Consider the following 14,267-nt stretch of genomic DNA (forward strand, 5'->3'; position numbering starts at 1 on the left):
CCCCGCGATGCCCGCCAAGCCGGGGTGCAGCTCCACGTCGGAGGTCCGGCGCGGTGGTGTCAGCGGGTCAGTGGGCGGGGGCCGCCGCCCGGCCGAGGCGGAGCACCGTCCGCTCCAGCCTCGGCAGCGCCCGCTGCCCCGTCACGGCGAGAGCGATCGCCACGGCGACGCCCGCCCAGGCCAGCGGTCCCAGGGGCGTGCAGCCGAAGAAGCGGCTCGCCCCCGGGGTCTGCACCAGCAGGACGAGGACCGCCGCCGAGCCGAGGACGGTACCGCGGACCAGCCTGCTGCCGCGGCGGTCCGCGAGGGTCTGCGCGAGCTGGGTGCCCACCACCGCGCACAACGCCATCGTGGTGGAGCGGCGCCGCGTGCCCGGGGTGAGACGGCCGAACAGCCAGGCCGCCACCGCACCCAGACAGGTGGTCATGGCCCGGTGGCGGATCTGCGCCAGCAACGGCGTGCCGAGCAGCGAGGTCCCCGGGGAGGTGTCGCTCCGGGCGGCGGCAGTGTCCTGCCGCGGGGTGACGGCGACAGCCATCGCCGGGAACAGGTCCGTGAACAGGTTGACCAGCAGCATCTGACGGGTCGACAGGGGTGCCGCGCCGCCGAGCAGGGTGCCGAGGACCCCGAAGGCGACCTCGCCCGCGTTGCCGCCGACGAGGATGGCGATCGCGTCGGCGACGCTGTGCCACAGCGCACGGCCCTCGCCCACCGCTTCCACCAGGGCTCCCAGGTCCTCGTCGGTGAGCACCAGGTCGGCGGCGTTGCGGGCGGCGGCCGAACCCCGGGCGTTGATGCCCACGCCGATGTCGGCGGCACGAATGGCCGCCGCGTCGTTGGCGCCGTCGCCGACCATCCCGACGACCCGGCCGGCGTCCCGCAGCGCCTCCACCACCTGGAGCTTCTGCTCGGGCGCGACCCGGGCCACCACACCGGCGTCGCGCAGCATGTCCGAGCGTGCCGCCCGGTCGGCGGCGGCCAGTTCGTCCCCCGTGACGACGCCGGTGTCCCCCGGCCAGCCCAGCTGGACGGCGATCGCGCGCGCGGTCTGCGGATGGTCACCGGTCAGCATGACCGGTCGCACGCCCGCCTCGCGCAGTCCTCGCACCAGCGCCGTGGAGGTCTCCCGGGGCACGTCGGCCAACGCGACCAGGCCCATGAACTCCAGACCGCGCAGAGGCCGTTCCAGGATGTCCGCGTCCTCCTCCGCGGCGTCCGGGCGGCGCTGGGCGACCGCCAGGACCCGCAGCCCGTCCCGGGCCAGGGCCCGGGCGGTCTCCGCGGCGCGTTCCGGCAGGCCCGGGCAGGCCGGCAGGACGGTCTCCGGGGCGCCCTTGACCACCAGCAGGCGTTCGCCGTCCCGGGTACGGCCCACGGCGGCGGCGTACCCGCGGCCCGCCTCGAACGGGCGCCCCTCGCTCTGCAGCCACCGCGGGTCACGGCCGGCGGCGGCCAGGATCGCCCGGTCGGTGGCGTGCGTCGTCCCGCCCGCATCCCCGTTCAGCCGGGGGCAGGCCCGCGCCGCCGTGCGCAGCACGGCCCCGTCCGCCTCGGCTCCACCGGCGTCGGTGGCCCGCACCAGCCGCAGCCGGTTCTCGGTGAGGGTGCCCGTCTTGTCGAAGCAGACGGTGTCCATCCGGCCCAGCGCCTCCAGGGTGCGCGGGGCCCGCACCAGGACCCCGCGGCTGCTCAGCCGGCGGGCCGCCGCCAGCTGCGCCACGGTCGCCACCAGCGGCAGCCCCTCGGGCACGGCCGCCACGGCCACCGCCACTCCCCCGCTCACCGCCCGGCGGATCGGGGTGCCGCGCAGCAGTGCGAGACCGGTCACGGCGGCGCCTCCGGCCAGCGTCAACGGCACGGCCGTGGAGGTCAGTTCCCGCAGCCGAGCCTGTACCCCGGCGGCGGGCGGGGTGCGGGCTGCCAGGGAGACGGCCCGCGCCGCCTCGGTGCGCTCGCCGGTCTCCACGACGACCGCGCGGGCCTGCCCGGCCACCACGGTGGTGCCCTCGAAGACCATGCAGTGCCGTTCGGCCACCGGGGCGTGCGGCGCCGGGTCGAGGCGTTTGCCGACCGGCAGGGACTCGCCCGTCAGGGCCGACTCGTCCACCTCCAGGCCGTCCGCCCACAGCAGACGCGCATCGGCGGGGACGACGTCGTCGCCCTTGAGTTCGATCACGGCCCCCGGGGCCAGCCCGGCGGCGTCCACGGTCCGCGTCCCCCGTCCGGCGGCGACGCGCGCCTTCCTCTTCTGCTCCGCCCGCAGCCCGGCCAACGCCCGCTCGGCCCGCACCCGCTGCACACCGCCCACCAGGGCGTTGAGGTCGAGCGCTCCGAGCACCAGCAGGGCGTCCACGGCGGAGCCGAGCATCGCGGACGCCGCCGAGCCGACCGCGAGCACCGGCGTGAGCGGGTCGTCCAGCTCCTCCCGCACCGCCCGCGCCAGCCGTACCGTCCAGCGCGCCGGGGCCAGCGGAGGGAGGCCGCCCGCGGTCCCGGCCGCATGCCGCATCCGCCCGGCCGCCTCCGTCAACGGGGCGGGGTGGGCTTCGGTCCGCCGCTCGATGCGGTCCCGCACGGCGCCGGCGTCCAGGGCGTGCCAGGCCACCCGGGCCCGCGGCTGCGGCGGGCGGGCCAGGGCCACACCCAGGGCGGCCCTGGCGCCCGACACCAGGGCCACCGCCGCGCTCGCGTCGACCGGCGCCTGCCGCGGCGCCGGCAGCGGCGGATGCCGGCCCCGGCGGGCCGTTCCGACGGCGACCAGCAGGCCGGACAGGGCGGCGCCCGAACGGGCCAGGGTCTTCGAGCGGCGCCCCACCGCACGCGCCGCCGGCACGGCCGTCAGCAGCCGCCACACGTCGGCGAGCCCGTGCGGGGCCACCACGTCCGCGCCCCACACCACGGCCGCGTGCCGGTCGGCGAGGTCCACGGCCAGGTCGCCCGCGAGCAGCCCGGCCAGGATGCCGGTGTCACCGGCGGAGCCGGGGCGGGCGACCGTGACGACCCCGCCGCGCCCGCGCAGGGCGGTGACCGCTTCCTCGAACGGCCGGCCGGCGCGGACGACGTGGTCGGCGAGGCCGGCGAGGTCCTCCAGCGCGGGGTGCTCGCCGACCACCACGCGCAGCCCTGCCCGCCGTGCCGCGTCCAGGACCGCCTCGGCCCACGGGTCGGGGCCGGTGCCCGGCCCGGACAGCGCGCTCGGGTGCAGGACCAGCGTCCGGGCCGTCTCCAGCTGCCGGAGCCGGTCGGTGTCGCGCACGAGGACGCCCGTTCCGGCGAGCGCGCAGCCCAGGACGGCGTTGAAGGAGGCGGGTCCGTAGCGGGCGGCCCGGGGCGAGCCGGCCAGCACCGCCTCGGCCGCCTCCTCCGTGTCGTGCTTGACCAGCAGGGTCGCGGCGGCGCCGAGCAGACTGCCGGTGCCGGCGTGGGCCGCGTACTCCTGGGCCGGGGTGGTGCGCAGCGGCGGGCGCGTACGGGCGTTGGCGGCGACGTCCTCGCGGTCGGGCGCGCACAGCAGGTCGTGGTCCGCGTCGAAGGCGGCGGCACGCGCGACGGTCTCCGCCAGCTGGAGTGCGCGCAGCGCCGCGTCCAGCAGCAGGGCGGACGGTGCCTGGCTGGCTCCGTGGGCGGCGGCGTTCGCGGCGGCCAGCAGCAGGTCCCGGTGGGAGGGCCCGACGCGGGCCCGCAGCCAGGAGCGGAAGCGGGGGTTCTCCCGCAGCAGGGTCACGACCGCGGTCACCCGCCGCGGCGCGGGCGGGATGCGCAGCGCGTACGCCGACAGGGCGGCGGCTGCGCCCAGCACGTCGGCGAGCAGCGCCAGCGCGGCGGTGCGTACACCCGTGGCGTCCCCGGGATGGGCGAATTCCTCCACGGACTCGTCCGTCGACCCGAGCCCGTGACGGCGGGCGAGCTCAGCGGCCCGGTCGAGGATCCGGTCCGTGACCTCGTCGTCCGCCGCGGCCACCACGAGCCGTCTCAGCCCGCCGTCCCAGTAGGCGTAGGCGACATCGGGCCGCCGGTCCAGGGTGGCGGCCACCCGTCGGGCCACCGACTCCGTCCCGCCCTCCCGGCGCACCCGTTCCTGCTCCGGCTCCCGTGGCTGCAGAGCGAGGTGCGCCCGCCGGCCCGCCCTCCAGTCGCCGCCCGCGCCCGGCAGCGCGCTGCGGGCGACCCGGCCGACCCTGACCGCGGCGTCGGCGCTCCGCACCCCGGCCCGCGCCGTCCCGGCCACCGCACCGGCGGCCAGGCCGACGGCGGGCGCCGCGCCGCGCACCAGCAACCGGGGGCCCGCCAGGACCAGCCCGGACACGGCCGCCGTGACCTCCCTCGGCAGCCCCGGTGTCATCGGACCACCTCAGCTGCCGTCACCGGCGGCCGGACCGGTGCCGCCCGCCGCCGCGGCGTGCCCCGATCGGGACGCGGGCCGGCCGGTGCGGGAACCGGACGACCGGGTCGCCGTGGGGGTGGCGCCGGTCCGGGCGCGGGCCCCGGCGGCCGCGGGCTTCGCCGAGGCGGTGGAGGCGGTCCTCTTCGTCCCGGTGGCGGACCCGCCCGCCGCGGTGCTCTTCTTCGCGGCGCGCCGTGGCGTCCCGGTGGTGGAAGTGCCCGCCCCGGTGGTCGACCGGCTCGCCGCTCCGGCTCCTGCGGCGGTCTTCCTCGCGGTACGCGGGCCGGTTCCCCCGGTGGACCCGCTCGCCCCGCGTGTGCCGGTCCCCGTGGCCGACCGGCTCGCCGCTCCCGTTCCCGTTCCCGCGGGGGTCCTGCTCGTGGTGGTGGTGCTCGGCGTGGTCCTGCTCGCGGTGGCCGTTCCCGGGACGGACTTCCTGGCGGCGGCCGTGGAGGTTCTGGCCGTGCTGCCGCCGCCGGCCGTCGACACCATCGCCTCGGCCTTGGTCCTGCGAGCCGCGCGGATCCGGGCCCGCTCGGCCCGCGCCGCGGGCTGGCCCACGGAGCCCGTGGCGGACGCGGCCGCGCCCTCGTCCCCGCTGCCGTGCTCCCGCGACCGTGCCTGTGTCAACCAGGCGACGGCCGCGCCGGTCAGGGCCACCGGCCACTCCACCACGCCCGCGACGCCGAGCACCCCGGCGCCGGTGTACACCGCCAGCCTGCGCCGACGCGGGGACACGCGCTCGACGGCGGCCAGGGCTCCCCCGGCCGCCCGGCCGGCCGTTCCGGCCCCCGGGATCCTGTGCAGCACCGAGACCGTGGCCCGCAGTGGCTGCGGCAGGCCGGACGAAGTCTCCTGAGGTGCCATGGCTCACTCGCCTCCCGAGCAGATCGGCTCCTGGACCTGCCGAGTTCCCCGCTGGAGCGCCGTCACCCGTGTCCGCGGCGGGCGGGCATGGCGCAGGCGTCGAAAGGCCGCCGACGCCGTCAGCCGGTGCGCCCCCGCCACAGCGGATCGAAGCGCGCCCACGCCACGTCCCACTGGTCCAGACGCCGCCACTCCAGGCGCCGGCGCAGGGCGTGACCCGCGGCGCACGGAACGGCTGCCGCGCTGATGCCGCCCAGGGCGCCGACGAGCCCGGAGCGGAGCCGGGCCTGCTCGGCGGTGGCGGGCTTGGTCACCAGACGGCCCCGGGGATCCGTCCAGAGGGCGACCGGCGTGCCGACGGGGGTGCCGGGCGCGGTTCGGACCTGTCCGAAGCGGGCGGAGCCGTTCGGAGCGGTCCACTCCACCTGCGCCCAGACCCGCTCGCCGCCGGAGTCCCCGTCCTGTGAGGTCGGCCGCCCGGGCGCCCGCGCGGTGAGGTGGGCGGTGACGAGCCGCGCCTCGGCCCGCTCCCGCGCGAGCCCCTGCTCGACGGTCCGCGCGGTCGCCAGGCCCGCGAGCACCCCGACGAGGACGGTGACCGTCCAGGTGCCCAGCAGCACCCAGGCCTCCACCTTGTCGGCGCGGCGCTTGAGGGGATTGCGCCGCCAGCGCCACAGCCACACCTTCGGACCTCGGAACGCCATCGAAGGGTTCCTCCTCGTGAGCACGCGAACATCCCGGGCGTCCTCCCATACGGGCGGCGGGCGGGGGATGCTCAGGACGAGTCCTCCGCCTCGACGGTCGCACGGTGGCGCCGGCCGCGCACCCGTTGCCGCGAAGCCGTCTCGGAGATCACCGCCGTCTGCCACGATCGCCGCTGCGACCTGCGGTGACGACCGGTCGGGGGGTGGCTGTCAGTGGCCGGGTGCAGACTGGCCCGAGTCCGTGAGTGAGACATCCGGACGACGTCGCGGAGGTGATCGGCATGACCGAGGTACTGCTCGCCGTGGGCACGCGCAAGGGCCTGTTCATCGGGCGCCGGCGCGGTGGCGCCTGGGAGTTCGACGAGAGTCCCTGCTTCAACGCACAGGCGATCTACTCGGTCGCCGTGGACACCCGCGGGGAGCACCCGCGGCTGCTGGCCGGCGGCGACAGCTCGCACTGGGGGCCGTCGGTGTTCCACTCCGACGACCTGGGCCGCACCTGGGCCGAACCGGGGAAGCCGGCGGTGAAGTTCCCGCTGGACACCGGTGCCTCCCTGGAGCGGGTCTGGCAACTGCACCCCGCGGCGGCCGAGCCGGACGTGGTCTACGCGGGCACGGAACCGGCGGCACTGTACCGCTCCGAGGACCGGGGCGAGAGCTTCGAGCTGGTCCGTGCGCTGTGGGAACATCCCACGCGCTCGAAGTGGGTTCCGGGCGGCGGCGGGGAAGGACTGCACACCGTGCTCACCGACCGGCGGGACCCGCGGGCGGTGACCGTGGCCGTGTCGACCGCGGGCGTGTTCCGCACCACCGACGGCGGCACGAGCTGGACACCGTCCAACTCCGGTGTCTCCGCGGTCTTCCTGCCCGACCCTCACCCCGAGTTCGGCCAGTGCGTGCACAAGGTCGCGCGGGACGCGGCCGACCCGGACCGGCTGTACCTGCAGAACCACTGGGGGGTGTACCGCAGCGACGATGCGGGGGCCCACTGGACCGACATCGGCGAGGGCCTGCCCTCCACGTTCGGTTTCGCCGCCGCGGCCCATCCACACCGCGGGGACACGGCGTACGTCTACCCCATCAACGCCGACTCCGACCGGGTCCCGGCGGAACGCCGCTGCCGGGTCTTCCGCACCGCCGATGCGGGCAGGACGTGGGAGCCGCTCTCCGCCGGCCTGCCGCAGGGCGACCACTACGGCACGGTGCTGCGCGACGCCCTGTGCACCGACGACGCCGACCCGGCCGGGATCTACTTCGGCAACCGCAACGGCGAGGTGTACGCCTCGGCCGACGAAGGCGACAGCTGGCGGCAGTTGGCCTCCCACCTGCCCGACGTACTGTGCGTGCGCGCGGCGGTGGTCGGCTGAGGCGCGCCGGCCCGCCACCCGCCCACTGCCACCGGTTGACCGCCGGCTGCGGCACGGTGGCGGGGTGATGCCCGTCCCCGCGGTGTCCGCCGGCGGAGTCCGTATTTTCCGGCATACGCGGTGTTCGACATGAGAGGCTGCCCGCCGTGCGTTTCCTTCAGGCAAGACACGCGTCCTTCGTCCTGTGTATGGGCGTGGCCGTGCTGACCGGCTGCTCGGGCACCTCACCGGCCCGGCCGGGTGCGACGCCGCCGGGCACCGCGGTCGGCGCAGCCCCCACCACCGCGGACTGGTCTCAGGTGACGTTCGACGTGGCGTCGTCCGCCACGGCCGATGCCCTGACCCGGACGGTCGACCGGATGCGGGAACGGGCGGAGAACCTGGGAATGGCAGAGGTGCGGATCGAGTCGAAGAGCGGCTCCGTCTCCGCCACCGGCCCCTATCCCACGGAGCAGTTGAAGGGGCTGGGGTCATCCGGGCAACTCCGCTTCCGTCCCGTTCTGGCGGAGCAGGTCGCCGGGGTGCCCACGGATCGGCCCGGTCCCGGTTCCTCGCCACTGGGCCGCGCCGTCACTCAGGACCTCCGCGCCGACGTCTCCCCCACCCCGCAGGCGGCTCCCACCGGCAAGGCCGGCTCAGGTCGTTCCCTCGACGCCGGGTTCGCGACGCTGGACTGCTCCGCCGACGGCGCTCACCCCAGGCCCGACCTGGAAGCGAGCGCCCACGTCCCCGTCCTCGCCTGCGCCGCCCACGGCAGGTCAGGACAGCCGCCGGCGAAGTACGAGCTGGGGCCGGCCATGCTGACCGGCAGCGACGTCGAGTCGGCCAGGGCGGCCTACAACACCAACGGGGGAGGCTGGATCATCGAGTTGGCCTTCACCGGCGCGGGAAGCGCCAGGTTGGCCGCCGCCACCGGGCAACTTGCAAAGAATCCGCCACCGCAGAACGAGTTCGCCATCGTCGTCGACGGCGAAGTCGTGTCGGCGCCCGCCGTGGGACAGGCACTGACGGGGGGAAACGCGCAGATCGCCGGCGGCTTCACGAAGCAGGAGGCCCAGGCCCTGGCCGCGCAACTGACCTCCGGCGCACTGCCGGTTCCACTGAGGTTCTCCGGCGCCGCCCGTTTCGCCGGACCGTAGGCGGCTTCCGCTCACCGCTGGTGGACGTCGCCTCCGCCGGCGGCCGGGCCACAGGAGGGTCTTCCGGACCGCTCGGCAACGAGGAACGGGGGCTCCCGGACGTGGGTTCGGCACTCGCCGTGCAGGTCACGGCAGCAGCGGTCCGTCGGTGAGGGTGAGGACGGTTTGTCCGGCGATGCCGAGCGCCAGGGAAAGCACGGCTGCCGCATAGGCGGTGACGGCGGCCCAGCGGCCCAGCGCCACCTGGGTGGCGGCGGGCGCGGGGGCGGTGGTGGTGAACACGGGGGCGAGCCAGCGCAGGTAGTAGAAGAGGGAGGCGACCGTGTTGGCGACGGCGAGGACAGCGAGCCAGGTGTAGCCGCCGTCGATGGTCGCGGTGAAGACCTCCAGTTTGCCGAGGAAGACGCCGGTGGGCGGGGTGCCGACCAGGCCCAGGAGGCAGACGACGAGCACGGCGGCGAGGCCGGGGCGGTGGCGGCCGAGGCCGCGGTAGTCGTCCAGGGAACGGGCGTGGGGCAGTTCGGTGACGACCGCGAAGACGCCGAGGTTGGTGGCGGCGTAGGCGGCCAGGTAGCACAGGAGGCTCCTCTGGGCCAGGTCGGTGCGGGTGGCGACGGCGAGAGCCATCAGGAGGTAGCCGACCTGGCTGATGGTGGAGTAGGCGAGCAGGCGGGTGACGGAGCGCTGGAAGAAGGCCGCGAAGTTGCCCAGGGTCATGGTGACCGCGGCGAGGATCGCCAGCAGCAGCGGCCAGTTGACGTCGCTGCCGGGCAGGGCCTGGTGGAGGAGCCGGTAGCCCGCGATCAGGCCGCCGACCTTGGGCAGGGTGGTGACGTAGGCGGCGACCGGTGCGGGGGCGCCCTCGGTGACGTCGGGTACCCAGAAGTGGGCGGGCACGGCACCGGCCTTGAAGACGAGTCCGGCGAGGACACCCACGAGGCCGACGGCGACGAGGCCGTAGGGGGCGGTGGGCAGGGCGGCGTTCAGTCCACGGTAGAGGGTGCCGTGGCCGACGGCGTAGAGGACGGCGGTGCCGGCGAGCATGGTGGTGCCGAGCAGGGCACCCATCAGGTAGTACTTCAGGGCGGCTTCCGTACCGGAGGCGTCCTTGGCGAAGGCGGCGAGGGCGTACGCGGGGATGCTGGCGAGCAGGTAGGCGGCGAAGAGCATCAGCAGGTCGTTCGCGCCGATCAGGGCGAGGGTGCCGGCGCCGGTCATCAGCAGGAGCACCCAGTACTCGGTCTCCCGGGCGTGGCCCCGCACGGTCTCCGTGGACATTCCGGTGATCAGCAGCAGGGCGGTGAGGACGACGAGGCGGCCGACGCCGGTCGCCGTGTCCACGGCGAAGGCGTGGGAGAACACCGTCTGTTCGCGGTCGGTGGCCAGGGTGGCGGCGGTGGCCACCAGCCCGGCCACACAGGCGGCGACGGCCAGGACGGCGATGGCCCACTGGCGTCGGCGCGGCAGCCAGGAGCCGCTGAGCAGGCCGATGACGGCGGCGCCGAGCAGGCCGAGTTCGGGGACGAGGGCGGTGAGGTTCTCGTTCACCGGGCCACCAGCCGGGCCAGGGTGCGACCGGCCGGTTCGATGACGTCCAGGAGCCAGCGGGGGACGACGCCGATCACCGTGGCGAGGGCGAGCAGGGCGACGGTGGGGAGGGCCTCGTGGTGGTGCAGGTCCGTGATGCCGGCGGCGGGGACGGCCGGTGGGAGGCGCGGGGCGCCCAGGAACATGCGCCGCAGCGCGGTCAGGAACAGGGCGGCGGTGACGAGGATGCCGGTCAGGGCGATGGCGGTGGCGGTCGTCCGGGAGGCGAGCGAGCCGGTGAAGATCTGGAACTCGGCGATGAAGCCGGAGAACCCGGGGATGCCGAGACTGGCGAACGCGGCGACGGCCGTGGCCGCGGCGAAGCGCGGGGCGTGGGCGGCCATGCCGGAGTAGGCGTCGATCGCGTACGTGCCGCCGCGGTCGTACAGCACACCGGTGAGCAGGAACAGGGCTCCGGTGATGAGTCCGTGGCTGACCATCTGGGTGACGGCACCGGTGACGGCGAGGGAGCGGGCCTGGGTGTCGGTTCCGGCCAGGCTCCCGGCGGCGCCGACGGCGAGGACGACGTAGCCCATGTGGTTGACGGACGTGTACGCGATCATGCGTTTGAAGTCGCTCTGCGCCAGCGCGACCAGCGCCCCGTACACGACGGAGACGACCCCGACGACGACGATGACCAGGGCGTAGTGGCGCCAGCTGCCGGGGAGCAGCGGCATGGCGATGCGGACGAACCCGTAGGTCCCCATCTTCAGCAGGACCCCGGCAAGGATCGCCGAACCGGCGGCGGGGGCGTCGGTGTGGGCGGGTGGCAGCCACGTGTGGAAGGGCACGGTGGGTGTCTTGACCGCCAGTCCGACGCCGACGGCCAGCAGGACGAGTCCGGCGTACGGGCCGCGTCCGGCCAGCGGGTCGGCGCGCACGAGGTCGGTGATGTCGAAGGTGTGCGGGTCCGCGGCCAGATAGAGGCCGATGAAACCGAGCAGCAGGGCCAGGGAGCCGACGAAGGTGTAGAGGAAGAACTTCAGCGCCGCCGCACGGGCGCGTTCGCCGTGGCCCCAGCCGGCGATGACGAAGAACATGCCGACGATCGACAGGTCGAAGAAGACGAAGAACAGGATCAGGTCGAGGGCGACGAACAGCCCCGTGCTGACGGTCTGCAGGAAGAGGAACAGGCAGACGTAGGAGCGTGTCCGCCGGTGCTCGCGCAGCGAGTACACGGCGACGGCGAGGAACAGCAGGCAGGTGAGGGCCACCAGGGGCAGGGACAGCCCGTCGACGCCCACGTGGTAGCCGACCCCGGCGCTGGGGATCCAGCGTGCCCGCTGCTCGTACTGCATTCCGCCGCCGGCGTCGAAGCCCGCCCACAGCGCGACGACCAGGGCGAGGTCGACGGCGGCGGCGGTGATCCAGATCCGGACGTACGCACGGTCGGTCAGGACGCGCGGCAGGAGCAGCATGACCGCGCACACCAGCAGCGGCAGAAAGGTGACGACACTCAGCACAGCGGGTTACCTCACCAACAGGATGATCAGGACCAGCACGGAGAAGCAGACGGCGGCCTGGGCGTAGTACTGGTGGAGCAGTCCGGACTGCGGGCGGCGCGCCCACCGGCCCAGGCTCCGGGCGCCGGAGGAGATCGCGCGGACGGCGGCGTCGATGCCACCGTCGTCCAGGCGGCGGGCGAACCGGGCGGCGGCGAGACCGCCGCGTGCCGTCTGCCGTACGGCACCGTCGACGACCCGGTCGTCGAAGACGGCCAGCGCTCGCGCGAGGCCCAGCACGGGCCGCACCACGACGGTCCACGCCACTCGCTCCAGGTGCAGCCAGCCCTGTGCCGCGCGTGCGGGGGCGTCCGGCACGGGCGCCGGACGGGCACCCCACCACCACGCCAGACCGGCGGCGGCGAGGGCGACACCGGCGGACAGGACCAGCTCCCAGGGCCGGGGACCGGGCTCGCCCGCGGCGCCGACGAGGTCCTTCAGCCAGGCCGCGGGGCCGGGCAGGGCCAGCACCCCCAGCACCGCTGCGGCAAGGGTGAGCAGGAGCAGCGGCAGGGGTGTGGTGGGGGCGATGCGCCGGGTTCCGCGCTGTTCGGTGTCGTAGCCGGACTCCGGGTCCTCGGGAAGGGGGCGGGTGACGCAGCGGACGGCCTTGACGCTGTAGACGGCCGACACGGCTGCCGCCACCAGCCCCACGGTGTACAGCCCGGCCCCCTCGGCCCGAGCGGTGGCGAGGACCTCGTCCTTGGCCGCCCACAGGGAGAGCGGAGGCAGACCGGCCAGGGTGAGCGCGCAGACGGTGAAGGCCGCACCGACCAGCCGGTAGCGGCGGGCGGCACCGCGCAGGGCGGGCAATCGCTTGGTGCCCAGCGCCGTCAGCCAGGCCCCCGCGGCAAGGAACAGCGCGGACTTGGTGGCGGCGTGCGCGACGAGCTGGGTGGTGCCGGCGGCGACTCCGCCGCTGCCCGCGGCCAGCACCATGAAGCCGATCTGTGCGGATGTGGACGCCGCGAGCAGTTGTTTGAGGTCGGTCTGGGCCACGGCGACCACGCCCAGGGCCAGGGCGGTGAGGGCACCGGTCCAGGCGACCAGCGGACCGGCCCAGCCGGTGGTGGCCACCAGCGGGTGCAGGCGCAGCAGCAGGTAGGCGCCGGCGGCGACCATGGTCGCCGAGTGCAGCAGGGCGGAGACCGGGCTGGGGCCCTGCATGGCCCGCGACAGCCAGAAGGAGAAGGGCAGTTGCGCGGACTTCCCCAGGGCCGCGGCGACGACACCCGCGGTGATCACGTGCAGCCACGGTGGTGCGGCGTGCGGCAGGGCGTCCAGGCTCAGTGAACCGTCCCCGCCGGCCAGGGCGGCGCCGGCGGCCAGATAGAGCCCTAGGTCGGCGGTGCGGGTGGTCAGGAACGCGACGTCGGCGGCCTTCGCCCGTCCGGGCCGCCGCCACCAGAAGCCGATCAGTGCCCAGCTGGTGGCGCCCATCGCCTCCCAGGCCATCAGCAGCAGCGGCAGCGTGGTCGCCGTGACGGTGACGAGCATCGCGCCGGCGAAGAGAAGCATCAGCCCGAAGAAGCGGCCCCGGTTCTCAGCGGCGGTGAACTCGCCCGCGGCGAAGGCGAGGACCGCGGTGGTGACGGCGGCGACGGTGACCACCATCACCGCGGACAGGCCGTCCACCGTCAGTCCGGCCCGCATCCCGGCGAACAGGGGCGCGCTCGCCGTCGGCCGGGTCACCGCGGCGGCCACGGCCGCGCCCAGGGTCGCCGCGGCCACCGCCACACCCAGGGCAGGGACCGTGCGGGGCGAGCGGGGCCCCGTCAGGACGAGCACCGCGCCCCCGCCCAGGGGAAGGGAGATCAGCAGCCAGAGCAGGCCGCTCATCCCTTGAGGTCCCCGGCCATGTCGGTCATGTCGACCTGGCGGGCGCGGTAGAGGGCGGTGGTGACGGCGAAGCCCATGGCCATCTCGACGGCCATCGCCACCACCGCGGCCGCGATCACCACCTGGCCACTCGCGGCGGCCGGGGCCAGGAAGTGCCAGAAATCGGCAGCGGCGACGACGATGCCGCCGATCATCAGCTCGATCCCCATCATGACCATGACGATGGACTGCTGGGACAACGCGCCGAACAGGCCGGTGCAGAACAGCCCTGCCGCCGGCACCAGGAGGAGTTCGAACGTCATCGCCCCACTCCCCCACCGGCCGGGTCCTGCGCTGGCCGCTGGCGGAGGTCGTCGCCGTAGCGGTCGTACCGGCCGCGGCGGGTGGCCAGCACGGTGGCGCCCACCATGGTGGCCAGCAGCACGAACCCGAGCGTGATCATGGTCAGCATCTGCTCCCTCATCAGCGCCGCGCCGATCTGGAAGGTCGTGTTCCGCGGGCGGGCACCCACGCGGTCCGGCCAGGACACCAGGAAGATCCCCGCAGTCAGGGCGGCGAACACGGAGCCGCTGATCGCCAGCGCGCCGCGCCTGTTGTGCAGCATCGACATGGGCATCAGACCGGCCGGGTTCATCATGTAGGCGATCATGAACACGGCCATGATCACCATCTCCATGACCATCATCAGGACGATGACCACACCCAGGTACGGCAGCCCCAGCACGGTCACCATGCCGCCGACGCACACCAGACAGGCCAGCAGCGCGAACGTGACCCGGGCCATCGAGTTCATCGTGAAGACCAGAACGCCGAAGGCCGGGGCGAGCAGAGCCAGCACCCACAGCAGCACCGTGCCCGTCGTACCCATGACCTCTCCT

10 protein-coding genes are annotated in these 14,267 nt (G+C 75.1%); 3 read left to right on the forward strand and 7 right to left on the reverse strand.

The features are described from left to right. Positions 1-67 precede the first annotated feature (67 nt). Positions 68-4,342, reverse strand: a complete 4,275-nt coding sequence (locus I3F54_RS04220) for a cation-translocating P-type ATPase (RefSeq protein WP_240117202.1) — start codon at positions 4,340-4,342, stop codon at positions 68-70. Between I3F54_RS04220 and I3F54_RS04225 the strand changes: the two genes are divergently transcribed. Further along, positions 4,314-5,243 carry a hypothetical protein gene (locus I3F54_RS04225; RefSeq protein ID WP_240117203.1) on the forward strand — a complete coding sequence of 310 codons (930 nt, stop codon included), beginning with the start codon at positions 4,314-4,316 and terminating at the stop codon, positions 5,241-5,243. The two genes, I3F54_RS04220 and I3F54_RS04225, sit on opposite strands and share 29 nt — an antisense overlap. Before the next feature lie 127 nt (positions 5,244-5,370). Here the strand turns inward: I3F54_RS04225 and I3F54_RS04230 are convergent, their stop codons facing one another. Continuing rightward, positions 5,371-5,955, reverse strand: coding sequence for a hypothetical protein (locus I3F54_RS04230; RefSeq protein ID WP_240117204.1), 585 nt, complete (start codon positions 5,953-5,955; stop codon positions 5,371-5,373). A gap of 281 nt (positions 5,956-6,236) precedes the next feature. Here I3F54_RS04230 and I3F54_RS04235 point away from each other — a divergent pair, with 281 nt between their 5' ends. After that, positions 6,237-7,322 (forward strand): exo-alpha-sialidase, encoded by a 1,086-nt coding sequence (locus I3F54_RS04235; protein ID WP_240117205.1) that lies wholly within the window; start codon positions 6,237-6,239, stop codon positions 7,320-7,322. 194 nt (positions 7,323-7,516) lie between these two features. Continuing rightward, positions 7,517-8,461: a hypothetical protein gene (locus I3F54_RS04240; RefSeq protein ID WP_240117206.1), complete on the forward strand. Its 945-nt coding sequence runs from the start codon at positions 7,517-7,519 to the stop codon at positions 8,459-8,461. Positions 8,462-8,587: 126 nt separating this feature from the next. On the opposite strand, the gene I3F54_RS04245 is transcribed toward I3F54_RS04240, so the two are convergent. From I3F54_RS04245 to I3F54_RS04265, 5 genes are read right to left on the reverse strand one after another with little or no spacing between them, the layout of a single operon-like run. After that, on the reverse strand, positions 8,588-10,009 hold the full coding sequence (locus tag I3F54_RS04245; RefSeq protein WP_240117207.1) for an NADH-quinone oxidoreductase subunit N: 1,422 nt from the start codon (positions 10,007-10,009) through the stop codon (positions 8,588-8,590). Then, complete coding sequence (locus tag I3F54_RS04250; RefSeq protein ID WP_240117208.1) at positions 10,006-11,511, reverse strand: NuoM family protein; 1,506 nt, start codon at positions 11,509-11,511, stop codon at positions 10,006-10,008. The genes I3F54_RS04245 and I3F54_RS04250 overlap by 4 nt, the downstream gene beginning before the upstream one ends. A 6-nt stretch (positions 11,512-11,517) precedes the next feature. Continuing rightward, positions 11,518-13,389 (reverse strand): NADH-quinone oxidoreductase subunit L, encoded by a 1,872-nt coding sequence (locus I3F54_RS04255; RefSeq protein ID WP_240117209.1) that lies wholly within the window; start codon positions 13,387-13,389, stop codon positions 11,518-11,520. Beyond that, complete coding sequence (locus I3F54_RS04260; RefSeq protein ID WP_240117210.1) at positions 13,386-13,691, reverse strand: NADH-quinone oxidoreductase subunit K; 306 nt, start codon at positions 13,689-13,691, stop codon at positions 13,386-13,388. Before I3F54_RS04260 ends, I3F54_RS04255 begins: the two co-directional genes overlap by 4 nt. Continuing rightward, a complete protein-coding gene (locus I3F54_RS04265) occupies positions 13,688-14,257 on the reverse strand; it encodes an NADH-quinone oxidoreductase subunit J (RefSeq protein WP_240117211.1) in 570 nt (189 codons plus the stop codon). Before I3F54_RS04265 ends, I3F54_RS04260 begins: the two co-directional genes overlap by 4 nt. Positions 14,258-14,267 lie beyond the last annotated feature (10 nt).

The sequence above is a fragment of the Streptomyces sp. MUM 2J genome (assembly GCF_022414535.1).
Classification (GTDB): Bacteria; Actinomycetota; Actinomycetes; order Streptomycetales; family Streptomycetaceae; genus Streptomyces.

Excerpts from the sequence above, each read along its gene's own strand:
- I3F54_RS04220 (WP_240117202.1), bottom strand. The coding sequence starts at position 4,342 with ATGACACCGGGGCTGCCGAGGGAGGTCACGGCGGCCGTGTCCGGGCTG.
- I3F54_RS04230 (WP_240117204.1), bottom strand. The coding sequence starts at position 5,955 with ATGGCGTTCCGAGGTCCGAAGGTGTGGCTGTGGCGCTGGCGGCGCAAT.
- I3F54_RS04235 (WP_240117205.1), top strand. The coding sequence starts at position 6,237 with ATGACCGAGGTACTGCTCGCCGTGGGCACGCGCAAGGGCCTGTTCATC.
- I3F54_RS04255 (WP_240117209.1), bottom strand. The coding sequence starts at position 13,389 with ATGAGCGGCCTGCTCTGGCTGCTGATCTCCCTTCCCCTGGGCGGGGGC.
- I3F54_RS04260 (WP_240117210.1), bottom strand. The coding sequence starts at position 13,691 with ATGACGTTCGAACTCCTCCTGGTGCCGGCGGCAGGGCTGTTCTGCACC.
- I3F54_RS04265 (WP_240117211.1), bottom strand. The coding sequence starts at position 14,257 with ATGGGTACGACGGGCACGGTGCTGCTGTGGGTGCTGGCTCTGCTCGCC.